Source organism: Arthrobacter sp. ov407, from assembly GCF_900102895.1.
Classification (GTDB): Bacteria; Actinomycetota; Actinomycetes; order Actinomycetales; family Micrococcaceae; genus Arthrobacter.
On record NZ_FNGD01000021.1, the window covers coordinates 27,498 to 51,404 of the forward strand.

Below are 23,907 nucleotides of genomic sequence, written 5' to 3' on the forward strand. Positions count from 1 at the left end.
ACGGAAGTGTCGGTGATTGTCGGTACTCTTGAACAGTGACTACCCAGAGCCCCGGAGCGTCCCCTCGAGTGTTGCCCCGACTGTTGCCCGGACTTTTCATTGCCTTCGAGGGCGGAGACGGCGCCGGCAAGTCCACCCAGGCGGCCGAACTCGCCAAAGCCCTGGAAGCAGGCGGCTTCACAGTGCTGCGGACCCGGGAACCGGGCGGCACGGCCATCGGCGAGAAGCTGCGCTCCCTCGTGCTGGATCACGGCCATGGCCACATCGACGCCCATACCGAGGCCCTTATTTTCGCGGCGTCCCGTGCCGCTCACGCGAGCCAGGTCATCCGGCCGGCCCTGGAACGCGGCGAGATCGTCCTCACGGACCGGTATATCGACTCTTCGGTCGCGTACCAGGGCGCCGGCCGCGGCCTCGGGACGGAGGCGGTCCGGGACATCAACGCCTGGGCGACATCGGACCTGCAGCCTGACCTGACGGTCCTTCTCGACGTCGAGCCCGCCGTTGGCCGGCAACGGCGCATAGCCGGCGAGGCCGCCGAAGACCGCCTCGAGTCCGAGGCCGACGAATTCCATGCCAAGATCCGGAGGGCCTTCCTGGACCTGGCAGCGGCCCGGCCCGAAGCCTATCTGGTGTTGCCCGCCCGCCTGCCCGTCGCGGAACTCGCCGCCCGGATCTTCGAGCGCGTCGAATCCCTGCTGGCCGTGACCCAAAGCAGCCCGGCATGACCGTCTGGGACGATCTCCAGGGCCAGGACGCCGTCGTGGCCCAGCTGCGCCAGGCGGCCCAGGGTGAGGGGCTGACGCACGCATGGCTTTTCACCGGCCCGCCCGGCTCCGGCCGTTCCAACGCCGCGAAGGCCTTCGCAGCGGCCCTGAACTGTGACCAGGAGGACGTCAGCCTGCGCGGCTGCGGCGAATGCCCGGCGTGCCTGACCATCCTCGGCGAAACCCATTCCGACGTCGCGTTCGTGCGCACGGAGAAGGTCACCATCACCATCGATGAGGCACGCGAGCTCGTGTCCACCGCCGGGAACCGGCCGTCGTCCGCCCGGTGGCGGATCATCGTGGTGGAGGATGCGGACCGGATGGCCGAGCGGACCACCAACGTGCTGCTCAAGGCCATCGAGGAACCCACTCCCCGCACCGTCTGGATGCTCTGTGCGCCATCCCCCGCCGATGTCCTCGTGACGATCCGTTCCCGCTGCCGGCCGGTGGCGCTGCGGCTTCCGCCAGCCGCCGACGTCGCGGCCCTGCTGGTTAAGCGCGACGGCGTGGACCCGGCGGTTGCCGAGCGCGCCGCCCGCGCCGCGCAAAGCCACGTCGGGATCGCCCGCCGCCTGGCCCGGGACCCGGAGGCCAGGGAGCGCCGCCTTGAAACGGTGCGGTTTCCGCTGTCCCTTCGCGGCGTCACGGCGGCGGTCATGATGGCCGAAAAGCTGGTCAAGATCGCCACCGAGGAAGCCAACAGCTCCAATGACGAGCGCGACGCCGCCGAGAAAACCGCACTGCTGGCCACCCTCGGGGCGCCCGAGAGCGGCACGTTGCCGCCGGCCATGCGGAGCCAGGTCAAGCAACTCGAGGACGACCAGAAGCGCCGTGCCAAGCGTTCCGTCACCGATTCCCTTGACCGCACCCTGACGGACCTGTTGTCCTTTTACCGGGATGTCCTGATCATCCAGATGGGGAACGCCGTGGAACTCGTCAACCTTGAACTCAGAAGCGAGCTCGAAGACTTCGCCTCCCGTTCCACCGCCGAAGTGACCCTCGTCCGCATGGACGCCGTCAACAAGGCCCGCACGCGAATCACCACCACCAACGTGGCTCCGCTGCTGACGATCGAGTCCATGGCTGCCAGCCTTATTTGATGGTCCCGGCCGCACCAACGACATCGTCGCTCCGTTCCTATCCTCCAAGGAGAACCGCATGAAGCCTGCTCGACCCCAGTCCGCAAGATCCCGATCCCTGGCGATCGGCATGCGGGCCGTCGGCGCCATGGCCTTGGCCCTCACACTGGCCTCGTGCACGCTTTTCGGCGGCGGCGGCGACAGCGGGTCGAGTGCCGCGACGTCGGGGGCACCGAAGCAGGCGGACCCGTCAATTGTGGCTGCTGCGCCCGAGAACCTGCGTAGCTACTACTCCCAGCAGATCGACTGGACGCCTTGCGAAGGGGGCGCCTTCCAGTGCGCCAAGATCAAGGTTCCGCTGGACTACAGCAAGCCTGACGGCGAGCGCATCGAGCTTGCCGCCATCAAGCTCGCCACGACGGGCGACAAGAAGGGCACCCTGATGGTCAATCCGGGCGGCCCGGGCGGCTCGGGCTACGACTTCGTTCGGGACGCGGCCAACACCAACATTTCGGACAAGGTACGGTCCGCCTACGACATCGTGGGCTTCGACCCCCGCGGCGTGAAGCGCTCCGCCCCGGTCACGTGCCTGACGGACAAGGAACGCGACGCGTCCCGAGCCAAGACCTACGCCCTGGACACGGACGCCGGTCTGGACGCGGCCCTGGCCGAGAACAAGGCCATCGCCGCCAAATGCGTGGAGAAGACCGGCAAGGTCCTGGCTCACGTCGACACCGTCAGCGCCGCAAAGGACCTCGACATCCTCCGCGGGGTGGCCAACGACGCGAAGCTGAATTACCTGGGCTACTCCTACGGGACCCTGCTGGGTTCCACCTATGCGTCGCTGTTTCCGGACAATGTGGGCCGGTTGGTCCTCGACGGCGCCGTTGACCCGTCCCTAGGCGACGAGGAACAGACCAGCGGCCAGGCCGTGGCCTTCGAAAAGGCCCTCCACGCCTACGTCGCCAAATGCCAGCAGACTTCCGGATGCCCGCTCACGGGAAGCACCGAGGAAGGCGTCCAACAGATCCGCAATGCCATCGCTGCCGCGGAAGCCAACCCGTTGCCGGCCCAGGACGGCCGGAAGGTCTCGGGGTCGACGTTCGTCAGCGGCCTCATCATCCCGCTCTACAACGATGACAACTGGCCGATCCTCACCCGGGCGCTCGCGACAGCCCTGGCCGGCGACGGCACGGGCATGCTGCAACTGGCCGACTTCGGCGCCGACCGCGACCCCAGCGGAACCTACACGTCGAACAGCAGCTTCGCCTTCAACGCCATCAACTGCCTGGACTACCCGATGGTGTCCGACACCGCGTCCATGCGGGCCGAGGACCAGAAGCTGCGCCAGCTGTCGCCCACGTTTGGTTACTACTTCGCCTACGGCGGCAGCAACTGCAAGGACTGGCCGTACAAGAACGTCCGGACCCCCGCCCCGGTTGAGTACAAGGGCTCGGCCCCGATTGTTGTAGTTGGAACCACCGGTGATCCTGCTACCCCGGTGGAATCGGCCAGCTCCCTGCGCAAGCAGCTTGGGAACGCGTCGCTGCTGACCTGGAAGGGCGAGGGCCACACGGCCTACGGCCGCTCCAACAGCTGCATCGGCAACGCGGTCGACGACTATCTGGTGGACGGCAAGGTCCCGGCGGACAACACCGTCTGCTAGGCCCGCGATGGGGCCGCAAGGCGGCTTCTGCTGCTCATTTTGACCCGGACGCCGGGACTCTATTACAGTTGTCTCTTGCATGATCCGCCCGGTTCGCCGGGCATTCATGTGGTTGCTTCCTTAGCTCAGTTGGTAGAGCGTCTCACTCGTAATGAGAAGGTCGCCAGTTCGATTCTGGCAGGAAGCTCGAGAAGAACCCCGTATCGCCGCTGACTCAGCAGGGATACGGGGTTTTTGCTTGTTGGCGGGATGCATCCGGGCCGCTGGCCATACTTCCCCGGCGTTGCGACGAAGCAGTCAGTGCCGCACGGTTACGAGCAGGTCCCCCACCTGACAGTCCAGCGCTTCGCAGATCGCCGTCAGCGTGGAGAACCTGATCGCTTTCGCGCGGTCGTTTTTGAGCACCGACAGGTTCACCAGACTCACCCCGACCTGCTTACTCAGCTCCGTCAGGGTCATACCCCGAGCCTCCAGAAGTTCGTCAAGGCGGCAGTGAATATCAGAAGAGTCGTCCGCCGGCATCAGACCAGGCCCTCCGTGTCTTGCTGAAGACGGCGGCCGAACTGGAAAACACCTGCGACAAGCATCAGGACCAAGCCCAGCACCAAGGGAGCGAGGTTGAAGTAGGCCGAGAAGCTGTAGGCCTCCCCCGGGGTGTGGGCGTTGGCCCCGATCACTTCTGCCAGCCGGCTGCGTGCAATGGAGTCAAGAATCTGCCCCACGGTCCCGAACAGGGTCAGGGCGGCGCCGCAGGCACCGACGATCCATGCGGATCCGGAAGTGAACAGAGTCTCGCTCCGGAGCCGGTGGGCCAGCAGGAACACCAACGCGAGGAGAGCCAGGATGCCGATCTGGTTCAGCGAATCCGCCCAGGCCAGGAGCCCTCCGGGACCTGGTGGGAGCGTGGGGAGGGTAGCTTCCATGGCAGTGAAGTGTCCGGTCACCCCGGGCAGGAGGCCCGGGGTGACACGGTTCGCCGTGGCCACCGGAAGTACCAGCGTCACTGGACCGTTGATGTAGCCGATGATGCCGGCAACAGTCGTCACGGTCGTCAGTAGGGCAGCGGCCGCCGAGGCGATCATGAACACGACTGCGTCCGCTCGGGATACGACCCTCTTCCCGCCGTTCTCGGGCCGAGCGTCATCTTTCGTCAGTTTCATCGTTCCCCCAGGCATATCGACATTCATTAATAACGATAGTCGATAACCTACCCGTCAAGCCTCCGTTGGTCCAGTCTCATGCACGCCATGTATACGGCAGGACCGCCCCCGCTCCCCCGGTCAGATCCCGGGCCGGCACGCCCCCTGACCGAGAATGGCCAGGCCCGTGAGGTCCCCGGCCTGGTAAGTGGCCACCCCGGGAACGCCCGTCGGGTTCATCAGCTGGGCTGGGTTCTGAACGTGGCCCAGGCCTACGACATGGCCGAGTTCGTGTTCGATGACCCCTCGGGCCGACGCCAACCCTTCCCGGAAGATCAAGGACCGCAGTGCGGGCCCGTTCAGTTCCAGCTGGCCGCTGACGTAGGTGACCTCGGAACCCTCTCGGCTGACCGCTTCGCTGCCTCCCAGACCCATGACGTTGGTTCCCACGGCGTAGTTGGTGAAGCGGGGCTCCTCGGCCGTGGTCTCCCAGGCGATGAGCACCGGCGCCCACCGGTCCCCGTACCGGGCGGGCTGGTAGGCCTTGTGCGTAGCCGCCGGCGCCTCCGTGGTGGCCCCGTCGTTGATGAACACCAGCCCGGTCGCGCGGGAGACCGCGGCGATGGCCTCCTTGATCAGCTGCGGTCCGGCCGCGGGCTGGTTGGCGGCGCGGGTGACGTAGTGGATGGGCCGGCACGGGTCATAGGCGGCCGGCCGCTTGTCCTTGCCGGTGGCCGTGAACGCGTAGGAGCCGGATTTGACGGTCACCGGCAAGGGACGGCCCAGCGGGGCAGAGGCCTCTTCGCGGTCCGGCGTGGGGTGGTCCGAAGCGGGATGGGGCGTCGGAGGAACCGCCGCAGGAGCCGCCGAAGGTTGCGTGGGCTTGGCGCCGGGGGTCGGGACGGTCTGGTAAAGAAGGGAGCCGGGGCTACCGGCGGCGGGATCGCTCGCCGGGCCGCCCAAGAACGCCGACGGTTTCAGGTCACCGTGAAAGTACAACAGGAAACCGCACAGGAGCGCGCCGGCGGCCAGTACGGCGACGGCCTTGAACAGTAAACGCAGCATCCTACCGAGGGCCCGGAAGAGGCGGATCGGCCACGGGGCAGGGTGGCGCCGGGTGTCCTGGGCGTCGGAGGAGGTGCGGACCTGGTTGGCATCCCAGTCGGGAAGCAGCGGGGCGGCGTTCCCGCGCCAGCCCTCAGGCGGGGCCGGGTTGCCGGCCATTTCTTCCAGCTTCCACAGCGGAATCCGCTTCGGCTCCGCGGGCATCGCCTGTGCGAACGGGTCCCGGTCAGGCTCACTCATTGGCGCTCATACCCTCACCATCGTCCGTGCCCGCGTCGGCGTAAGGGAGTCCGAGGCGTCGGACCACGTCAATCCCGACCAGAAGAATGCCCCGCCGTCACTGACAGCGGGGCCTTCTCGTTGGTGGTTCGTGCAGGATCAGTGTTCGTCACGTGACCTACGCAGGGACGTCGAACCGCTGTCCCTCCGGCTTGGAGCCCAGCGCCATGAAGACGACGATGAGGATGGGGCCGACGAAGGGGACCAGGATCAGGAGGTACATCCAGCCGCTCATGTTCGTGTCGTGGAGCCGCCGGACGGAGACGGCCAGGGACGGGACGATGATGGCCAGGGAAATAATGACTGACAGGATGAGGCCGACCCAATACCCCGGGCCCGGGACGCTGGTGCCGTCTGGGCGCAACGTCGCGCCGGCGGAGCCAGCGACAAGCGTGAAGATGTTCAGGACAAGCGAGACGATGCCGGAGACGAGCGCCCACCACCAGTATTCGCTCCGGCTGGCCCGGCCTGAGAACGTTGCGTACTTCTTGAAGAACCTCGACACGGCCTCCGGCAGGGATGCGCCGTAGAGGGGTGCCCAGAGCGGCACCGGCCCGGACGCCGTGCCCGGGTACATCGGCGCGGCGTACGGATTGGACGCCCACCCCGGGTTCTGCCGGGGCTGCTCGCTTGGCCATATCTGCTGGCCGGTGTCCGGCGGAGGCTGCTGAAGATTTGACATGTCGTGCTCCTTCATTGGTGTGGATCCGGTCGGATCAGTGAGGGTGAGGCCGACGGCGGTCCAGAGCAGCACCTGCGGCCACGAAACTTGAAATCCGGCCCGATGAATCGGCCCTCTGGCCCTCTTGAACTGCCATGGTTCCCCCACGCCTGATGCCGCCTCCAGTAGGCGTCGATCGTCATGGTACCGGCGTTTTCGCTCCGTGGGCACTATTAGGTCACGGAATGTTCCCGCAGGTCAGGACATGAAAAGGGCGGCACTTTCCGGTGCCGCCACTGGGGATGAAGATTACTGCCGCTGCCGCTGCCCCGGGTTAGTCTTCGTGCGGGTCGATACGGTCTGGCTCAGCGTTATCCTCGGATTCTCTGTACCGGATTTCGGCGACCTCTTTCCGAGCGTCCTCTCGAACGTCGGAAAATCTGATGACGGGCCAGTCGTAGTTTGCAATCAGGTCCGTGAGGCGCGCGATGATGAGGCTCCCTTCGAGCGGGTCATCGATGTAGGCCAAGGTGACGGGAACGGCCCGCCCCATGTCGGCGATGACTTCCCCTTGCCCGGGGGTGGCAAAGTCCGGCCGACCGGTTGTTGTGGTCAGAAATGTCCGCTCTTCAGCGTTGAGATAGGCGATCCTGTCGATCCGTGTGACGTTGAGGGCGTCTGTGGATGTATGAAGAACGCGCATGGTCCATGCCTTTCTCGCTTCTGCTGTCAGGCTACTCCGGTGTTGTCCTGGTCGGGACCCGCTGGCGCGTGGACTCATGCCTGTCACGGAGGACAAAGGGACTGGTCAGGTAGCTGGCAGAGGAACTGACTGCCAGGTCGCCAGGTCGCAGGAAGCTCGAGAAGAACCCCCGGAAATCAACGATTTTCGGGGGTTCTTCTCGTTGTCCTCGGCGGGTGCCGGATCCTGCTCCCAGTTTCCGCACGCTTACTTCGGTCAGGCGCCCGCTCCGGGGGTGAAGTAATTGTGGACGTCCAGATACTTCACCGTAGGCGGCGCGGGGATACCGACTTCGGCAGTGAACGGGCCGATCTGGTCCTTCGCGAAGGCGTCGTAGAGTTCCTTCGTCTGCCATAGGTCGGTGACGAGGATCCCGTCGTCGGTGGCGGCGACCCAGTGTCCGAGGGCCCCGGCCGGTGCGGGCCCACCAGGCGTAAGGCCCATCTTGCCTATGACCTGGTCGTATTGCTCCAGCGTGGCACCGGCAAATTCCATGATGACTGCGACGGCCATTGTCTTCTCCTCACAGGTGGCAGGCCGCAAGGCAACGGCCTGCGATTGGTTTGATACGGCACGGTCTACGCCCGGGCCGGGCAGTCGTCAATACGTCACGGAGTGAGGGCATCGCAAGTCCCGCGAACCGCTGTCAGGACCGCCGTCGGTGTCGGTGTTCCTCCATGAGACTGGCGTGCGGGTGCGGCCCGTGTGTCGGTGCGGTTTTTGGCGTGCGAGCGGCAGCCAGCATGCAAAAGGCCCCTTCCGGTCGGTGCCGGAGGGGCCGTCTGCTGGGTCTTAGCGGTTTGCGGCCGCCGAGCCCATGACACCAACGATCAGGATGACTGCCAAGGCGATCGACACGTAGCCGATGACCAGGGCGGCGATGGCCAGGCCCCGGCCGCCCTCACCGGTGGTCTTGATCTGGTTCAGGGCGATGTGACCCAGGATAATGCCGAGCAGGCTGATGAAAAAGGATGAAACCAGCGCCGCGATGGCAAGTCCATTGGTCTTCGCGGCAGCGGGCGCGGGCGCGTAGCCCTGGTACTGGGGTGAGCTCATGGTTGTGATGCCTTTCAATCCGTCATTGTGGGTCCCCCGGCCCGCACCATGCGGATCGGCTCTCAAAAAGTACCAAGCCGCAGGCACGACGGAACCATTTTGGCCAACATTTGCTCGCGCGCCTTAGGAAAGCTCGTCACGCTGCGCAGGACCCGGCGCCGTCACCGGGTCACGGACACGCCCATGGTCGGACTTAGTGCCCCCGGACGCGGCGGGCTGGCGTTCGTGGCGGGGCCGGACTCCTATGATGCTTGCATGGGAACGCGGGAACTTGAGGGCATTGCCGGACCGCTCTATGCATTGCCCTACGGGGAGTTCGTGGCTGCCAGAACGGCCGCGGCCAAAGACGTCAGCGCCATAGGCCTCACCTCAGCCGAGCAGCGTGCCCTTGCAGCCGAAGTCCGGGCCCTGCCCAAACCGTCGGTCGCGGCGTGGGCGGTGAACATGCTGGCGGCGCACAGCCCCGAAATCCTTCGCGAGCTGGCAGGACTGGGAACGTCGATGCAAGCCGCGCAGGACGCACTGGATGCGGCGGCCCTCCGCCGCCTCGCCCAGGAGCGGCGCCAGCTTCTCGCCGGCGCAGTAAAGACGGCACACGCCTTGGCCGCCCAGCAGGGACGGGCCATCAGCGCCTCCGTGGCGACGGAAGTGGAGCAGACCCTGCGTGCCGCCACCGCCGACCCGGGGGCCGCAGCTGCCGTGCAGAGCGGCTGTCTGCTCCGGGCACTCTCGGCGGACGGGGTCGACGTCGTCGATCTCGCCGGCGCCGTGGCTGTCCCCGGGAGCCACGCAGCCGCGGTCACCGCAACTGGAACTGGAAGCGCACGGGAAACGGCCACCGTCCGCGGGACAGAACCAGCGGCCGGCGCCCGCGCGGGCGAACCGGCGGCCCGGGCCGCGGATCGCGGTAAGGCTGCCGGCGGAAAATCAACGGAACAGCCCCGCCTCCGGGCCGTCGGGCAAGCACGGGTGGCGCCCACGCCGTCGGCGGTGGAACGGGCGCGGGCCGGCCTGGAAGGGGCTGAAGAAGCCGCCGCGGAGGCCGACGAGGAAGCACGCCGCGCGGCCGCTGAGCTGGCGGCGGCGACGGCGGAAAGCACTCGGCTGGCCGATGAGGCGCGCGAACTCAGGCGGCGCCTGGACGTGGCCGAAACCGAGCTCAAGGGAGCACGGAAGCGTCACGAGCTGGCGGCGGCCCTGGCGCAGCAGACGGCACGGGCCGCGGACCGGCAACGCCGCAAGGAAGTCCTGGCGCGGGAACGGGTGCTGCGACTCGGCAACACGCCGGAGGGGTGAAGTCTTACTGTCGGAGGTCGGTTGCAGACTGGAATCATGGAGAACAACCAGAATTTCCAGCAGAGCTTCGACCAGGATTTCCAGCCGGGTTTCAACGGCGCACGCGATGGCGCACTGTATTTCGCGGTCACCTACCTGGACACCGACTGCGGCCGGATCCGCACCGAGAACTTCGATGACGCCGCCGCCGCGGACCGCTTCGCCAGCCGGTGCATTGCGGGCGAAGACGGCTGGGCCGTCGTCGATGCAATCCCGGCGAAAGAGCGCCGGGCCGCCGCCTGACTCCTGACCAATTCAGGAGCGGGCCGGGCCGCGGGAACGGGCAGGGTCACGGGAATGGGCCGGGCGCGGGAAGGGCCTCCACCCCGTGCGGGGTGAAGGCCCTGTGCGAACGTCGGCTGGCCGCCGGCGTCGTTGGGGTGTTGTTTAGGCGAAGTCGGAGACAGCCGGGTCCGGGCCGATCCGGCCGGCATCTTCGGCGGAACGGTCCAGTCCGTTGATGGCCTGGATGTCGGTCTCGTCGAGGGTAACGTCCAGGGCCGCGTAGTTCTCGCGGATCCGGGACTCGGTCACGGACTTCGGGATGACCACGTTGCCGATGGCAAGGTGCCACGCGATGACAACCTGGGCCGGGGTGGCGCCGTGCTTGGCGGCAATCTGGGAAATGACGGGGCTCTCGAGGAGCTCCCCGCCCTGGCCCAGCGGCGACCAGGCCTGGGTGAGGATGCCCTTGGACGCGTTGAATTCGCGCAGGTCGGCCTGGCTGAAGAAGGGGTGCAGTTCGATCTGGTTGATGGCCGGAACCACGCCGGTCTCATCGATCAGGCGCTGCAGACCCTCCTTGGTGAAGTTGGAGACGCCGATGGTCTTTACCCGGCCCTGCTTCTGGAGCTCGATGAGGGCCTTCCAGGTGTCAACGTACTTGTCCTGCTTGGGCTGCATCCAGTGGATCAGGTACAGGTCCAGGGTCTCGAGGCCCAGCCGCTCCATGGACTCCTCGAACGCCTTCAGAGTGGACTCGTAGCCCTGGTCCGCGTTCCACAGCTTGGTGGTGATGAAAATTTCCTCGGGCTTAAGGCCGGAACGCTCAATGGCGCGGCCCACGCCTGCTTCATTGCCGTAGATCTTTGCCGTGTCGATGTGGCGGAAGCCGGCCTCAAACGCCTGCACAACCACCTTTTCGGCCACGTCATCTTCAACCTGCCACACTCCGTAGCCAAGCTGCGGGATGGTCTTGCCGTCATTGAAAGTCAGTTCCGGTGAAAAAGTCATATAAGTATCCTGCCAACATCGGCGCCGTCCGGCCAGCGTCAGGGCGAAGCTAAGCTAGGCGCGTAACCGGGAATACCCGGGAATAACGGGAATAAAAGGAACATGAGCAATGCCGGCAACGCGGCGCCAAGCCACCGCCGGGCGGTAGTGCGCGGACCGGTGCTCAGGTCGTCGCCGGCCGGTTGCCGTCGGCCTCCGCGAGCCGCCGCTCGGCGTCGTGGACCTGTTCCAGCACGGAATCGGCGCGCCGCCGCACCGACGCGGCACCGGCCGGGACCGGCCCGACGGCGAGCCGGAGCATCGCGGCCGCCTCAGCCGTCATGGCCAGCGAATTGCCTGCCGTCGAGAGGGCACGGTGAACGCCTGCCAGCGGTCCCGGGATATCCAATCCATTGCTGGGAAAGCGCCGCTGGGCCTCCACACAGACCTGCCGCACGCGGGGCGCGAGCGCGGAGAGCTGGTTGGCGATGTCGACGAGTTCGCCGTAGAGCGCTTCGTCCTCGACCCCCTCGAGGACCTGGTGGTAGCGGTCAAGTCCTCGATTGAACCGGTCGTGGGCGCGCCGCCAGAGGCCTTTGCCGAGTTCGGCGTCGTCCCTGCGGCCTTGCCGTGCTGCGCTGAAGAAGCCCAAAGTCGCGCTAAAGGTACTGGCCCGGACCGTGGTCCGGTTCCGCGGGTTCGGGCGGTTCCGCGGAATCCGCGCCACGACGCGGCGCTGCGGCCCGGACCGGTTCGCCGTTCTCCCCGATGATGACGCCCGGCGCGATCACTGTGCCGGGCGGCAGCTGGCGCAGCTGCATCTGGGCGTAGGTGTGCTCCCTGGCGGCGTGCTGCGCCGCGATGGCCGTCTGGATGCCGTGGAAGAGTCCCTCGAGCCAGCCGACCAGTTGGGCCTGGGCTATCCTCAGTTCCGCGTCGGAGGGGGTGGCGTTCTCCGGAAAGGGAAGGTTGATCCGTTCGAGCTCCTCAACGAGCTCCGGGGCCAGTCCGTCCTCGAGTTCCTTGATGGAACGGTCGTGGATTTCAGCCAGCCGTACGCGCGCCGCGTCGTCCAGAGGCGCGGATTTCACTTCGTCCAGCAACTGCTTGACCATCGTGCCGATCCGCATGACCTTCGCAGGTTGGTCCACGAGGTCCTGAAGTTCGCTTCCCCGGGGCGGCCTGGGTACGGGACCGTGACCACCGGCGGGCACTGCGGCGGGTGATGCCACGGGCTCTCCGGCCAGCGGCAGGGTGCCCTCCACGGGCGTGCCTTCGACGGGCACGTCGTCGGCAGTTTGGGCGTCGGGCTGAGTGTCGTGCTGATCGCTCATGGCTTCATACTCTCACGCGCCGGGCGACGCGGACCCGGCGTCCGCCGCAAGCGGAGGGGCGGCGTCGGACACTCTTGTGCCCGACGCCGCCCCTCCCCCGGTCCCTGCCGGACACCGCTCAGCAGCACCCGCTCGGCAGCACCACTCAGCAGCACCGCCCCTGCGGGTTAGTGTCCTGCCGGTCGGTCCGGTCACGCCAGAACTCCCGCTCAGTTAGGGGAGGGCTGGTGTGTCCGGAGGCCTCATGGTGCTCGAGGTACTTCTTGTAGGCGTCGGCGCCCAGCACTCCGCCGACGTATCCGACAAACCCGCGGAAGCCGGCGAGTACCGCCTTCACGTCCGGCTGCGCATCAGTGGTGCCCGGACTTTTCGAGCCGTTCGCCGGCCGGGACCTGGTTCCACTCGGTCGCGAGGTTGCGCTCCGCCGCCGTGGGCACAAACCCTGCCGGGGCGAAGACGCGGGAGGCCCGGGCGGGGTCTTCGTGCTCGGCGTTGGGGAGCCCCGCGGCCGTGTTCCGCAGGGCCTTAATGGTTGCCATCACTGCCGTGATGATGACGATGATGCTCAGCACCACGAAAATGATCGACAGCCATCCCTGGATCATGGTGTTGCGGACCACGGCCTCCATGGCGGCCTGGGTCTTGGCGGTTCCGAAGGAGGTCTTGCCGTCCGCAAGGGCCTTGGCGAAGGCTGCGTTGTTGGCGAAGTAGCCCACCGCCGGAACGGGCGAGAAGATCTTGTAGAAGCTCGCCGTGATGGTCACGACGGCGGCGAACGCCAGCGGCGCCGCCACGACCCACAGGTACTTCGCGGCGGTGCGCTTCGCGGCAATGGCCAGGCAGACCGAGAGGGCGATCGCCGCCAGCAGCTGGTTGGCGATGCCGAACAGCGGGAACAGGGTGTTGATGCCGCCCAGCGGGTCGGTGACGCCCATGATCAGGACCGCGCCCCAGGCGGCCACCATGATGGCGGTGCAGAGCCAGGCGCCCGGGCGCCGGGAGTGCTCCTTGAACTTCGGGACGAAGTTGCCGATCGAGTCCTGCAGCATGAAGCGGGCAACGCGGGTGCCGGCGTCGACGGCGGTGAGGATGAAGAGGGCCTCGAACATGATGGCGAAGTGGTACCAGAAAGCCATCATCGCGGTGCCCCCGATGAACTGCTGCATGATGTGGGCAAGGCCGACGGCGAGGGTGGGCGCGCCGCCCGAGCGGGAGACGATGCTTTGCTCCCCCACGTCCTTGGCCGTCTGCGCGAGGTCGCCGGCCGTGATGTTGACGCCGGAGAGGCCCAGGCTGTTGACCCAGGCGGCCGCGGTCTCGACGGTCCCGCCGGTCAGCGCCACGGGGGCGTTCATGGCGAAGTAGATGCCGCGGTCAATGGAGATGGCGGCCACGAGGGCCATGATGGCGACGAAGGATTCCATAAGCATGCCGCCGTAGCCGATCAGGCGCGTCTGGCGTTCCTTCTCGATCAGTTTCGGCGTGGTGCCGGAGGCGATCAGGGCGTGGAAGCCGGACAGGGCGCCGCAGGCGATCGTCACGAACAGGAACGGGAACAAGGTGCCGGAGAAGACCGGGCCGTTGTCGCGGCCGGCGTACTCGCTGAAGGCCGGCACGGTGATCTCGGGGCGGACCACGATGATGGCCAGGGCCAGCATCACGATCACGCCGATCTTCACGAAGGTGGAGAGGTAGTCGCGCGGGGCCAGGAGGAGCCAGACGGGGAGGATGGCTGCGATGAAGCCGTAGATGATGAGGCCCCAGGCGATGGTGACCTTGTCCAGGTGGAAGAACGCGGCACCCCATTCGGTGCCTGCCACGGCGCCGCCGCCGATGATGGCGGCCATGAGCAGCACGAATCCGATCAGGGAGACCTCCATGACCTTGCCCGGCCGGATGAAGCGCAGGTACACGCCCATGAAGAGGGCGATCGGAATGGTCATGCCGACCGAGAAGACGCCCCACGGGCTTTCGCCCAGGGCGTTGACGACCACCAGGGCAAGGATGGCGACGATGATCACCATGATCAGCAGGGTCGCGACGAGGGCGGCGGTACCGCCGATCACGCCGAGTTCCTCGCGGGCCATCTGTCCCAGGGACCGGCCGCCGCGGCGCATGGAGAAGAACAGGACGAGATAGTCCTGGACGGCGCCGGCAAGGACGACGCCGATGATGATCCAGATCGTGCCGGGCAGGTAGCCCATCTGTGCCGCGATGACCGGGCCCACCAGGGGGCCGGCGCCGGCGATGGCGGCGAAGTGGTGGCCGAACAGGACGTTGCGGTCCGTGCGGACGTAGTCCTTGCCGTCGGCCTTGTATTCGGCCGGGGTGGCGCGGCGGTCGTTGGGCTTGAGCAGGTAGCGCTCAATGACCTTGGAGTAGAAGCGGTAGCCGATCAGGTACGTGCAGACCGACGCGAACACAAACCAGATGGCGTTGACGGTCTCGCCACGGATGATTGCGAGCATGAACCAGGCGATGCCGCCCAGCAGCGCGATGGCCGCCCACAGCGCGATCTTGGCGGGCGTCCAGGTGCGGTCCGCGGAGTCGCGGACAGACTCATCCACCGACGTCGGCGGGAGGGACGGATCCGGAACGATCCCGTCGTCGAGTTGTACTGTTCCGTGCGTGCTGACGCCTTGCGTGCCATCTGGCATTGTGCCCATGTCTCCTCCTTGAGAAACCCAGCTGGGCAGTCCACCGGTACAGAACTGCCCCCCGCACCCTACCAATGCAGCCGCGCTCTGGCGGCTGTCCTGCGCCCGGCGGTGTGGTTCGCGCGACGAGCGGTCGGCCAGGTTACGCCTGGAGGTTGCTGAGCTGCATGAGGCGGGCCTCGCAGAGGTCCAGCCAGCGCACTTCGGCTTCGGTCTGGAAAATGAGGGAGTCCAGCACCAGGAGCCTGGCGGTGTCGGCCGGGCGCTGGAGCGCGGCCGTGTCGCGGCGGGACTTGGTGTACTCCTGCAGCGCCCGGATAGACACGCCCCGCTGGGACTGGATGATGGCGCCGACGTCGGTCCCGGGAATCGTGAGGCCGAGGGCGAGCTTGATGGCCAGTTCATTCCGGGGCGGATTCGCGCGGGATACGGGCGCCGCAAACCAGTCGCTGACTTCCGTCTGGCCGGCCGTGGTGATGCTGTAGACGACGTGCCCGTCGCCGTCGCCGCCGTCGTTGCGGACCAGCCCGTCGCGTTCCAGCCGGTCAAGGGTGGTGTAGACCTGCCCGATGTTCAGCGGCCAGGAGGAACCGGTGCGGTCCTCGAATTCGGTCCTGAGCTGGTAGCCGTAGCGCGGGCGGTCCTGCAAGAGGGCGAGGAGACTGTGACGGATAGACATGGCGCCCCCCGGAATCGCGAAGTCACGAAATCACACAGCATACACGCGCCCCAAGACGCGTGTATACCGCGTATGGACCCTACGTTATCGCCTTTGCCGCCGTTGCCGCAAAACAGCGTATGTACCGTACGGAATAAGTGGCCCCGACCTGCGGTTTAAGCCAGATCCGGCGCACCGCTACATGACCAGCAGGACCTTGCCGACGTGGTCGCCGGAATCGAAGTAGGTGTGCGCGGCGGCGACCTGGGCCAACGGGAAGGTCTTGGCCACGAGGGGCCTGATCCTGCCGTCGGTCAGCATCGGCCACACGGCGTCGCGGACGGCGTTCATGATCACGGTCTTTTCCGCGACCGGGCGGGGACGCAGCGCGGTGGCGATGATGGCGGCCCGCTTCCGCAGCAGCTGTCCAAGGTCCAGTTCCGCCTTCGCGCCGCCCTGCAGCCCGATCACCACGAGGCGTCCGTAGTCGGCGAGCGCATCGATGTTCTGTTCGAGGTATTTGGCCCCGACGACGTCGAGGATGACATCTGCGCCTTTGCCGCCGTTTTGCGCGCGCAGGCTCGCCGGGAAGTCTTCCTCCGCGTAGTTGATGGCGATGTCCGCGCCGAGGAAGGCCTTGGCGGTGCCGACTTTTTCCGCGTTGCCCGACGTCGTGGCCACCCGGGCGCCAATAGCCTTGGCGAGCTGGATTGCCATGGTGCCGATACCGCCCGTGGCCCCATGGATGAGGACAGTTTCGCCCGGCTGCAGCTGCGCCGTCATGATCAGGTTGGAATAGACCGTCGCCGCGACCTCCGGCAACGACGCTGCCGTGACCAGATCGACGCCGTCGGGGATCCTCAGGACCTGCCCGGCAGGAACGGCCACTTGCTGGGCGTAGCCGCCGCCGGCGAGCAACGCCACCACCTTGTCCCCCACGGAAAATGCCTTGGTCACGCCCGGGCCGAACCCTGCAATCCGGCCGGAGACCTCCAGCCCGGGGATCTCGGAGGCGCCGGGGGGCGGTGGGTAGAAGCCCTTGCGCTGTTGGACGTCGGCACGGTTAAGGCCCGCGGCCACGACGTCGATCAGCACCTCGCCGGGGCCTGCCACCGGGGCCTGCACCTCACGGACTTCCAGGACCTCGGGTCCGCCGGGCTTTGAGATATAGACAGCCTTCATGGAGAACTCCCGATTCCTAACTGGCTCCGCGCACGTTCGCCGCGATCGCCAGGTCCGATCAACATCACTCCCCAGAATATGGCGGGGAGCTGCACGCGTCCGCAAGCGCACCGTGTTTGTGGTTTTTGTGGCAGCCGACTGCCTATGAAAGACTACTCGTTAGGGAAGGTTGTCCGAGCGGCCGATGGAGCTGGTCTTGAAAACCAGTGTGCGGTGACCCCGTACCAAGAGTTCGAATCTCTTACCTTCCGCGGACAATGCCCCCGCCTCCTGCAGTTCATGCCGGAAGCGGGGGCATTTTTGCGCTGTTGAGCACAAGTTGCCGCCACCCTGCGCTCAAGGTGCGTTCGGCACGAATGGCGTCCGCCTGCCGCTGGGCCGGCGTCAGGTGGTGTCCGCCGTGTCGGCCGCGCAGCGTTGGCGAGCCATGTAGTCCCGGAGCTCCGCCAAGGGAACCTGTGCGGTCCCCGCCCCTTCGGCTCCCGGGCCCGCACCGGCCGCAGCTGAAGTGCCTGCCGCAGCGCCGACGCGCATAGTCCCGGTTCCAGCCCGTGAGCTCCACCAGCTCATCCAGGATCCGCACCTTCTCCGGCCGGCCGGCACGGGCATACGCCCTGGCCTTGATCACCGTGACAGCCTTCCGCTGGCTCATCGTCAGTCCCATCCCTCAAGGATGTCCACAGCCCCGTCGTTCCCAGATCTTTTCAGATGAGGCAACGTATCCGGCTCCCCGGACCTTTTCCATGAGTCAACGGGCCATTGCAAGTGTCGGTGCCCCGTCATAGTCTCACTGTGTCTCACCACCCCGTCCCCACCATCCCCCCCGAGTCCGGCGGCTGCACAACGACGCCCGGGCCGCCACAACAAGCAGGAGCCCTCATGCCTACACCCGACCACTCCAACGGCGCACCGTGCTGGATCGACCTCATGACATCCGATGCCGAGAAGGCCAAGTCGTTCTACGGTGCGCTGTTCGGCTGGACGTACCAGACCGGCGACGAAGAAAAATACGGCGGCTACATCACTGCCTGGAAGGACGGCAAGTCTGTGGCCGGCCTGATGCAGAAGCAGGCGGATCAGGCCGCCTGGCCGGACATGTGGTCCACGTACCTGCGCTCGGAGGACGCCGCTGCCACCGTCAAAGCCGCGACGGAGCACGGCGGCCAGGTCTACATGCAGCCCATGGACGTCCCCGAGCAGGGCAGCATGGCCATGATCGCCGACGCCACCGGCGCGTCGGTCGGCGTATGGCAGCCGGCTGAAATGAAGGGCTACGAGCTTGCGGCCGAGCCCGGCGCCCCGGCCTGGCACGAGCTCCACACCAAGGACTACGCCACCGCCGTCAAGTTCTATCAGGATGTGTTCGGCTGGGACACCGACGTCATGAGCGACACCCCGGAATTCCGCTACACCACGCTGGGCGCAGGCCCGGCGGCCAAGGCCGGGATCATGGACGCTTCGGCTTACCTCCCGGCCGAGGTCCCGTCCAACTGGCAGGTCTACTTCGCTGTTGAAGATGCCGATGCCTCCATCGAGAAGGCCGTGGCCCTGGGCGCCACGGTGATCGACGGGCCGGACGACACCCCGTTCGGCCGGCTCGCCACGCTGACCGACCCCACCGGCGCGATGTTCAAGATCGTGGCTGACACCGGACAGGGCGGTCAGTCCGACGCGGACGCGTAGCCCCGCACGCCCATAGATGGAGGGGGCCGGAAGGCCTCTCCCACCCGATTACAAAAATTGTTGTAAGAAATACCGGCCAGACCCTTCCCCAAGGGATACTGGCCGGTATTCTGCTGTGGAGCGTCCGGCGGAAGCACCTGGACACCGCTCACCTGCAACACCAGTCACTCTTGCCCAGGGCTTTCGAGCCGCTCCGGGCAGGCTGCGGCGCGTCTCGCTGGGGGACGTCCCGCCGAATGCACGTTTAATCCATACGTCGTTCATTCACCCCTGTTTGGATAGGCCCGGCACGACTTGACCAGGAGTTCATGCCGGCCATTGTCCGCTGCACCCTGCGGACGCACTGCACCCTGCCCTTTACCCGGGGCACCCTAATGAGAGTTAGAGCGGATGAAACTAACACCCTGGAAAACAGCGCTGGGCACAGCCGTGTCGGCGGCGCTCATAGCGGCCCCGCTGGCGGCCGTGCCGGCCAATGCCGTGGAGGCCGCCCCGGCAGCAACCGGAACCTCGCCGGTGGTCATCAACGAGGCCTACCTCAGCGGCGGCAGCTCCGGCGCTGCCTTCAAGAACAAGTTCGTCGAGCTCTACAACGGCTCCGACGCCCCGGTCTCTCTGGAGGGCTGGTCTCTCCAGTACCGCTCCGCCACGGGGACGGGGGCGCCGAGCTCCGTTGCGGCCCTGGCCGGCAGCATTCCCGCCAAGGGCTACTACCTGCTCAAGGGCGGCAGCAACGGCACAGCCGGTGCCGATCTGCCGGCAGCCGACGCCACTGCCACCGGCTTCAACCCGGCCGGAGGTGGCGGCACGATCGTGCTGGCCACGCAGGCCGGCGCGCTCAACCCGCTTCCGACGGGCTCGGTCATTGAACCGGCCAATGTCGCCGACCTGCTCGGCTACGGCACCTCCAACACGTTCGAGACCCAGACGGCCGCTGCGCCTTCGGGCAACGCCGACGTCAAGAGCCTGAACCGCAGCAACGGCGCCGACACCAATAACAACGTCGCCGACGCGACGCTGAACGCAGCCATCACGCCAAAGGCCGCCAATGGTGTGGCTCCCGGCCCTGTGGACCCGCCCGTCGATCCAGGCCCCGGCACTCCCCCGGCCGCCAAGTCCATCGCCGAAATCCAGGGCAGCGGCGATGCGAGCCCGCTGGCCGGATCATCGGTCACCACGCGCGGCAGGGTCACTGCCACGTTCCCCACCGGCGGATTCGCCGGCTACTACGTCCAGACCCCCGGCACGGGCGGCGATCTCACCCCGGCCAACCACGCGGCGTCGGATGCTGTATTCGTCTACTCGCCGTCAACGGTCGACTCCGTCCGAATCGGCGACTACGTCGAACTCACCGGCGCGGTCAGCGAATTCTTCGGCATGACGCAGCTGAACGTCGCCGCGGCGGCCGATCTGAAGAAGCTCACCGAGGCCGCCCCCGAGGTCAAGGCCACCGGCTTCGCCCTCCCCGCCGACGAGGCCTTCCGGGAATCCCTTGAAGGCATGCTGCTCACTCCGCAGGGTCCGGTCACTGTGGCGGACAACTTCTCGCTGAACCAGTACGGCGAGATCGGCCTGGCCGGCGGCACCACCGCGCTGGCGCAGCCCACCGCCGTCGCGCCCTTCGGCTCCGCGGAGTACACCGCCACGGCCGCGGCGAACGCCGCCCGCGGCATCAAGCTCGACGACGGCGCCACCACGAACTTCCTCAAGGACGCCGCCACCAAGGCCCAAGTGCTCCCGTACCTGACCACGGCCGACCACGTCCGGGTCGGCGCACCGGTGACATTCAAAACCGACGTGGTGCTCAGCTACGCGAACAACGCCTGGAAGTTCCAGCCCCTGACCCAGCTGACGGCCGCCAACGCGGACACTGTCCAGCCGGCAAGCTTCGGCGCCACCCGGGCGGACACCCCGGCAGCAGTGGGCGGCAACCTCAAGCTCGCCTCGTTCAACGTGCTGAACTACTTCCCCACCACCGGCGACCAGATCGCCGGCTGCAAGTTCTACACGGACCGCGACGGCAACCCCATCACCGTCAAGGACGGCTGCAACGTCCGCGGCGCCGCGAACGCCGAGAACTTCAAGCGCCAGCAGGACAAGATCGTCGCCGCCATCACCAAGTCCGGGGCCGACGTCGTCACCCTGATGGAGGTCGAAAACTCGGCCCAGTTCGGCAAGACCCGGGACGACGCGCTCGCCAAGCTGGTGGATGCGCTGAACATCGCCACACCGGGGATCTGGGACTATGTCCGCACGCCCGCCAACGCACCCCCGCTGGCCGACGAGGACATGATCCGCACCGCGTTCATCTTCAAGAAGGCCGCGGCGGAACCGGTGGGCGAGTCCATCATCCTCAACGACACGGTCGCCTTCGCCAGTGCCCGCAAGCCGATGGCACAGGTCTTCAAGCCCGTCGGCGCCGGCGATGACAAGAAGTTCATCGCGATCGCCAACCACTTCAAGTCCAAGGGCTCCGCCGCGACGCCGGACGACACCGACAAGGGCCAGGGCGCCTCCAACCTCGCCCGCACCGCCCAGGCCAAGTCGCTGCTGGCGTTCTCCGACGAACTGCAGAAGTCCAAGGGCACCGACAAGGTCTTCCTGATCGGCGACTTCAACTCCTACGCCAAGGAGGACCCGATCAACGTCCTCACGGGCGCCGGGTACGTCAACCAGGATGAAAAGGCGAAAAACGCCGACGGTTCCGCCAAGCATTCCTACCTGTTCGGCGGCCTCGTGGGCTCGCTGGACCACATCCTCGCCTCACCGGCAGCCAACGCCGTCGTCACCGGCGCGGACATCTGGAACATCAACTCGGTGGAGTCCGTGGCGCTGGAGTACAGCCGCTACAACAACAACGTCACCGACTACTACGCTCCGGACCAGTTCCGCGCCAGCGACCACGATCCGGTGGTGGTGGGCCTGAACCTCCCCGTCACGCCGGCCAGCGTCGAGCTGAACTTCCTGGGCATCAACGATTTCCACGGCCGCATCGATTCCAACACCGTGTTCTTCGCGGGAACCATCGAGAAGCTGCGTGCCGCCGCCGCCCCGGGCGCCACGGCGTTCATCTCGGCCGGTGACAACATCGGCGCTTCACTGTTCGCCTCGGCGGTGGCCAAGGACCAGCCGACCATCGACGTGCTGAACGCCCTGGACCTGCGCTCCTCTGCGGTGGGCAACCACGAGTTCGACGGCGGCTGGGCGGATCTGCGCGACCGCGTCACCGCCGGCGGGACCAACGCCAAGTTCCCGTACCTGGGCGCCAACGTCTATGCGAAGGGCACCACCACCCCGGTCCTGCCGGAGTACACGGTCCTGGACATGAACGGCGTCAAGGTCGCCGTGATCGGCACTGTCACGCAGGAAGTGCCCTCCCTGGTCACGCCGTCGGGCATCGCGGACCTTGAGTTCGGCGACCCCGTCGACGCCATCAACCGGGTCGCGGCGAAGATCAAGGCGGACAAGCTCGCCGACGTCATCATTGTGGAGAACCACGACGGCGCCGGGTCAGGCGCTCCCGACGGCGCCACTCTGGAGCAGGAGATCGCCGCCGGCGGCCCCTTCGCCAAGATGGTCCAGAAGGTCACCCCGGATGTTGCCGCGATCTTCAACGGCCACACCCACAAGCAGTACGCCTGGGACGCCCCCGTCCTGGATTCGGCGGGCCAGCCCACCGGCAGGACCCGCCCGATCGTCCAGACCGGTAACTACGGCGAGTTCATCGGCCAGATCCAGCTGACTATCGACACCAAGACGATGTCGGTGACCGGGTACAAGGCCGGCAACGTCCAGCGCACCACGAGCGCCGCGCAGCCGGCAGCCGATCTCGTGGCGAAGTACCCGCGGGTCGCGGCCGTCAAGGCCATCGTGGACAAGGCTCTGGCCGACGCCGCCGTAGTCGGCAACCAGCCTGTCGGCAAGGTCACCGCGGATATCACGACGGCGTTCGCCGGCTCCCCGGCCGTGCGCGATGACCGGACCAGCGAGTCCACGCTCGGCAACCTGGTGGCGGACTCCCTTGTGGATGCGCTGAAGGCGCCGGAACTCGGCGCCGCCGAAATCGGCGTCGTCAACCCGGGCGGCCTGCGCAATGAGCTGTACTACGCGCCCGACGGCACCATCACGTACGCCGAGGCCAACGCGGTGCTGCCGTTCGTGAACAATCTGTGGACCACGTCCCTCACCGGTGCGCAGTTCAAGACCATGCTGGAGCAGCAGTGGCAGACCAACCCGGACGGCACGGTCCCCAGCCGCGCGTACCAGCAGCTGGGCCTGTCCAAGAACGTGAACTACACCTACGACGCCGCCCGCGCCGCCGGTGACCGGATCACCTCGATCCGGGTCAACGGTGCGCTGGTCGACCCGGCGAAGTCCTACCGGATCGGGACGTTCAACTTCCTGGCCACCGGTGGCGACAACTTCCGGATCTTCAAGGAAGGCGCAGGCACCAAGGACTCCGGGCTCGTGGACCGCGACGCGTGGATCAAGTACTTGCAGTCCCACAACCCGGTCTCGCCGGACTTCGCCCGCCGCTCCGTAGCCGTTGTGAACACGACGGCGGCCGAGGTCAAGAGCGGCGAATCCATCACCCTGGCGGTTTCGAAGCTGGACCTCACCTCGCTGGGCAGCCCGGTGAACGCCTCGCTGCGCGCCGAGTTCACCGACGCCACGGGCACGGTCACCGCGCTCGGCACCGTGCCGGTGACCGCCGGCGCGGCCACTGTTGATGTGAAGGTTCCGGCCGGAGCCGCCGCCGGCGCGGGCACCCTGGTGCTCACCGCCGTCGAATCCGGCACCGTCGTGAAAGCGGAGGTGAAGGTCGCAGCCAGCGTGCCTGTCCCGCCGAAGTGCACGGCTCCGGTCAAGCCGACTAGGCCCGCAGACATCGTGGGCCAGGTGAACTACGGGACAGCCATGGCCGCCTACCGGAAGTGCCGCAATGGCTGATGGCTTAACCCGGACTTCCTAGTCCCACCACGGCACATGCCCTCCCCTGGGCCGCAGCACTGGACATAAGCACCAAGTGTCCATTGCCCGGTCTGAACTGCTCCCCGGAAGTTGGACTGAGAAATTCAGTTCCGACTCCCGGGGAGCAGTTTTATGCATGTACGTAGTCCGTTATCCGAAGAGCAGCGCGAGGCCGCTGTAGCGTGGTTTGAGAAGGGCATCGCGGATAAAGCGGCTGCGCGGCTGCTGGGTGTGTCTCACTCGCCGGTGCAGCTTCTCTATCTGCGGTGGAGAATCCACGGTCGAGGAGCGCTGATGGCCAAGCCGACAAAACAGGTGTACTCGTTCGAATTCAAGCTCGCCTTGGTCGAACGGTTCATCGCGGGCGAAACTGCCCAGGATCTCGCGGCGGAGGCCGGCTTGTCCTCGTCCGGCCTGCTGA

The 23,907-nt window shown here is 66.8% G+C and carries 22 protein-coding genes and 2 tRNA genes; 9 read left to right on the plus strand and 15 right to left on the minus strand.

The genetic code is table 11. The features are described 5' to 3' along the window. Positions 1-35 precede the first annotated feature (35 nt). The 4 genes from tmk (at position 36) to BLS42_RS19500 (ending at position 3,699) form a co-directional block, all read left to right on the plus strand. Positions 36-728, plus strand: coding sequence for a dTMP kinase (gene tmk, locus BLS42_RS19485; RefSeq protein WP_256336589.1), 693 nt, complete (start codon positions 36-38; stop codon positions 726-728). After that, complete coding sequence (locus BLS42_RS19490) at positions 725-1,867, plus strand: DNA polymerase III subunit delta' (RefSeq protein ID WP_090583998.1); 1,143 nt, start codon at positions 725-727, stop codon at positions 1,865-1,867. The genes tmk and BLS42_RS19490 overlap by 4 nt, the downstream gene beginning before the upstream one ends. Positions 1,868-1,925: 58 nt before the next feature. Beyond that, positions 1,926-3,512: an alpha/beta hydrolase gene (locus BLS42_RS19495; protein WP_176803573.1), complete on the plus strand. Its 1,587-nt coding sequence runs from the start codon at positions 1,926-1,928 to the stop codon at positions 3,510-3,512. Positions 3,513-3,626: 114 nt separating this feature from the next. Continuing rightward, a tRNA-Thr gene (locus BLS42_RS19500) sits at positions 3,627-3,699 on the plus strand. A 110-nt stretch (positions 3,700-3,809) separates the two neighbouring features. Here BLS42_RS19500 and BLS42_RS19505 read toward each other — a convergent pair. The 7 genes from BLS42_RS19505 to BLS42_RS19535 form a co-directional block, all read right to left on the minus strand. After that, entirely contained in the window at positions 3,810-4,034 is a 225-nt protein-coding gene (locus BLS42_RS19505; RefSeq protein ID WP_176803575.1) for a helix-turn-helix domain-containing protein, read from the minus strand. Further along, positions 4,034-4,672 (minus strand): hypothetical protein, encoded by a 639-nt coding sequence (locus tag BLS42_RS19510; protein ID WP_090584001.1) that lies wholly within the window; start codon positions 4,670-4,672, stop codon positions 4,034-4,036. The genes BLS42_RS19505 and BLS42_RS19510 overlap by 1 nt, the downstream gene beginning before the upstream one ends. A 120-nt stretch (positions 4,673-4,792) precedes the next feature. Next, positions 4,793-5,956 (minus strand): zinc metalloprotease, encoded by a 1,164-nt coding sequence (locus BLS42_RS19515; RefSeq protein WP_090584002.1) that lies wholly within the window; start codon positions 5,954-5,956, stop codon positions 4,793-4,795. A 157-nt stretch (positions 5,957-6,113) separates the two neighbouring features. Continuing rightward, entirely contained in the window at positions 6,114-6,572 is a 459-nt protein-coding gene (locus BLS42_RS19520; RefSeq protein ID WP_090584019.1) for a DUF805 domain-containing protein, read from the minus strand. A gap of 418 nt (positions 6,573-6,990) precedes the next feature. Beyond that, entirely contained in the window at positions 6,991-7,359 is a 369-nt protein-coding gene (locus BLS42_RS19525; protein ID WP_090584003.1) for a hypothetical protein, read from the minus strand. A 255-nt stretch (positions 7,360-7,614) separates the two neighbouring features. Continuing rightward, complete coding sequence (locus BLS42_RS19530) at positions 7,615-7,911, minus strand: hypothetical protein (RefSeq protein ID WP_090584004.1); 297 nt, start codon at positions 7,909-7,911, stop codon at positions 7,615-7,617. A gap of 279 nt (positions 7,912-8,190) precedes the next feature. Then, positions 8,191-8,454 carry a DUF4190 domain-containing protein gene (locus tag BLS42_RS19535; protein WP_090584005.1) on the minus strand — a complete coding sequence of 88 codons (264 nt, stop codon included), beginning with the start codon at positions 8,452-8,454 and terminating at the stop codon, positions 8,191-8,193. Positions 8,455-8,709: 255 nt separating this feature from the next. On the opposite strand from BLS42_RS19535, the gene BLS42_RS19540 reads away from it, so the two are divergent. Next, positions 8,710-9,750: a hypothetical protein gene (locus tag BLS42_RS19540; RefSeq protein WP_090584020.1), complete on the plus strand. Its 1,041-nt coding sequence runs from the start codon at positions 8,710-8,712 to the stop codon at positions 9,748-9,750. Positions 9,751-9,786: 36 nt separating this feature from the next. Then, positions 9,787-10,032: a hypothetical protein gene (locus tag BLS42_RS19545; protein ID WP_090584006.1), complete on the plus strand. Its 246-nt coding sequence runs from the start codon at positions 9,787-9,789 to the stop codon at positions 10,030-10,032. A gap of 144 nt (positions 10,033-10,176) precedes the next feature. Here the strand turns inward: BLS42_RS19545 and BLS42_RS19550 are convergent, their stop codons facing one another. From BLS42_RS19550 to BLS42_RS19580, 7 genes are all read right to left on the minus strand, one after another. Continuing rightward, positions 10,177-11,022, minus strand: coding sequence for an aldo/keto reductase (locus BLS42_RS19550; RefSeq protein WP_090584007.1), 846 nt, complete (start codon positions 11,020-11,022; stop codon positions 10,177-10,179). Positions 11,023-11,185: 163 nt separating this feature from the next. Further along, entirely contained in the window at positions 11,186-11,653 is a 468-nt protein-coding gene (locus tag BLS42_RS19555; RefSeq protein ID WP_090584008.1) for a hypothetical protein, read from the minus strand. A gap of 7 nt (positions 11,654-11,660) precedes the next feature. Further along, complete coding sequence (locus tag BLS42_RS19560; protein ID WP_090584009.1) at positions 11,661-12,335, minus strand: bacterial proteasome activator family protein; 675 nt, start codon at positions 12,333-12,335, stop codon at positions 11,661-11,663. 145 nt (positions 12,336-12,480) lie between these two features. Further along, positions 12,481-12,672: a YbdD/YjiX family protein gene (locus tag BLS42_RS19565; protein WP_090584010.1), complete on the minus strand. Its 192-nt coding sequence runs from the start codon at positions 12,670-12,672 to the stop codon at positions 12,481-12,483. A gap of 13 nt (positions 12,673-12,685) precedes the next feature. Next, positions 12,686-15,001, minus strand: a complete 2,316-nt coding sequence (locus tag BLS42_RS19570) for a carbon starvation CstA family protein (RefSeq protein ID WP_176803577.1) — start codon at positions 14,999-15,001, stop codon at positions 12,686-12,688. A 133-nt stretch (positions 15,002-15,134) separates the two neighbouring features. Next, on the minus strand, positions 15,135-15,671 hold the full coding sequence (locus tag BLS42_RS19575) for a PadR family transcriptional regulator (protein ID WP_090584011.1): 537 nt from the start codon (positions 15,669-15,671) through the stop codon (positions 15,135-15,137). A gap of 177 nt (positions 15,672-15,848) precedes the next feature. Beyond that, positions 15,849-16,832 carry an NAD(P)H-quinone oxidoreductase gene (locus BLS42_RS19580; RefSeq protein ID WP_090584012.1) on the minus strand — a complete coding sequence of 328 codons (984 nt, stop codon included), beginning with the start codon at positions 16,830-16,832 and terminating at the stop codon, positions 15,849-15,851. Positions 16,833-16,995: 163 nt separating this feature from the next. Here BLS42_RS19580 and BLS42_RS19585 point away from each other — a divergent pair. Next, positions 16,996-17,083: transfer RNA gene (locus BLS42_RS19585), tRNA-Ser, on the plus strand. A 26-nt stretch (positions 17,084-17,109) separates the two neighbouring features. Here BLS42_RS19585 and BLS42_RS20420 read toward each other — a convergent pair. Then, on the minus strand, positions 17,110-17,484 hold the full coding sequence (locus BLS42_RS20420; RefSeq protein WP_218122141.1) for a hypothetical protein: 375 nt from the start codon (positions 17,482-17,484) through the stop codon (positions 17,110-17,112). Between the two features lie 227 nt (positions 17,485-17,711). Here BLS42_RS20420 and BLS42_RS19590 point away from each other — a divergent pair, with 227 nt between their 5' ends. Then, on the plus strand, positions 17,712-18,515 hold the full coding sequence (locus tag BLS42_RS19590) for a VOC family protein (protein ID WP_090584013.1): 804 nt from the start codon (positions 17,712-17,714) through the stop codon (positions 18,513-18,515). Between the two features lie 390 nt (positions 18,516-18,905). Next, a complete protein-coding gene (locus tag BLS42_RS19595; protein WP_090584014.1) occupies positions 18,906-23,465 on the plus strand; it encodes an ExeM/NucH family extracellular endonuclease in 4,560 nt (1,519 codons plus the stop codon). Positions 23,466-23,907 lie beyond the last annotated feature (442 nt).

Coding starts and splice junctions, on each gene's coding strand:
- BLS42_RS19525 (WP_090584003.1), bottom strand. CDS start 7,359: ATGCGCGTTCTTCATACATCCACAGACGCCCTCAACGTCACACGGATC.
- BLS42_RS19590 (WP_090584013.1), top strand. CDS start 17,712: ATGCCTACACCCGACCACTCCAACGGCGCACCGTGCTGGATCGACCTC.
- BLS42_RS19515 (WP_090584002.1), bottom strand. CDS start 5,956: ATGAGTGAGCCTGACCGGGACCCGTTCGCACAGGCGATGCCCGCGGAG.
- BLS42_RS19510 (WP_090584001.1), bottom strand. CDS start 4,672: ATGAAACTGACGAAAGATGACGCTCGGCCCGAGAACGGCGGGAAGAGG.
- BLS42_RS19595 (WP_090584014.1), top strand. CDS start 18,906: ATGAAACTAACACCCTGGAAAACAGCGCTGGGCACAGCCGTGTCGGCG.
- BLS42_RS19540 (WP_090584020.1), top strand. CDS start 8,710: ATGGGAACGCGGGAACTTGAGGGCATTGCCGGACCGCTCTATGCATTG.
- BLS42_RS19535 (WP_090584005.1), bottom strand. CDS start 8,454: ATGAGCTCACCCCAGTACCAGGGCTACGCGCCCGCGCCCGCTGCCGCG.
- BLS42_RS19570 (WP_176803577.1), bottom strand. CDS start 15,001: ATGGGCACAATGCCAGATGGCACGCAAGGCGTCAGCACGCACGGAACA.
- BLS42_RS19580 (WP_090584012.1), bottom strand. CDS start 16,832: ATGAAGGCTGTCTATATCTCAAAGCCCGGCGGACCCGAGGTCCTGGAA.
- BLS42_RS19545 (WP_090584006.1), top strand. CDS start 9,787: ATGGAGAACAACCAGAATTTCCAGCAGAGCTTCGACCAGGATTTCCAG.
- BLS42_RS19520 (WP_090584019.1), bottom strand. CDS start 6,572: ATGTACCCGGGCACGGCGTCCGGGCCGGTGCCGCTCTGGGCACCCCTC.
- BLS42_RS20420 (WP_218122141.1), bottom strand. CDS start 17,484: ATGAGCCAGCGGAAGGCTGTCACGGTGATCAAGGCCAGGGCGTATGCC.
- BLS42_RS19550 (WP_090584007.1), bottom strand. CDS start 11,022: ATGACTTTTTCACCGGAACTGACTTTCAATGACGGCAAGACCATCCCG.
- BLS42_RS19490 (WP_090583998.1), top strand. CDS start 725: ATGACCGTCTGGGACGATCTCCAGGGCCAGGACGCCGTCGTGGCCCAG.
- BLS42_RS19495 (WP_176803573.1), top strand. CDS start 1,926: ATGAAGCCTGCTCGACCCCAGTCCGCAAGATCCCGATCCCTGGCGATC.
- BLS42_RS19560 (WP_090584009.1), bottom strand. CDS start 12,335: ATGAGCGATCAGCACGACACTCAGCCCGACGCCCAAACTGCCGACGAC.
- BLS42_RS19575 (WP_090584011.1), bottom strand. CDS start 15,671: ATGTCTATCCGTCACAGTCTCCTCGCCCTCTTGCAGGACCGCCCGCGC.
- BLS42_RS19505 (WP_176803575.1), bottom strand. CDS start 4,034: ATGCCGGCGGACGACTCTTCTGATATTCACTGCCGCCTTGACGAACTT.
- BLS42_RS19530 (WP_090584004.1), bottom strand. CDS start 7,911: ATGGCCGTCGCAGTCATCATGGAATTTGCCGGTGCCACGCTGGAGCAA.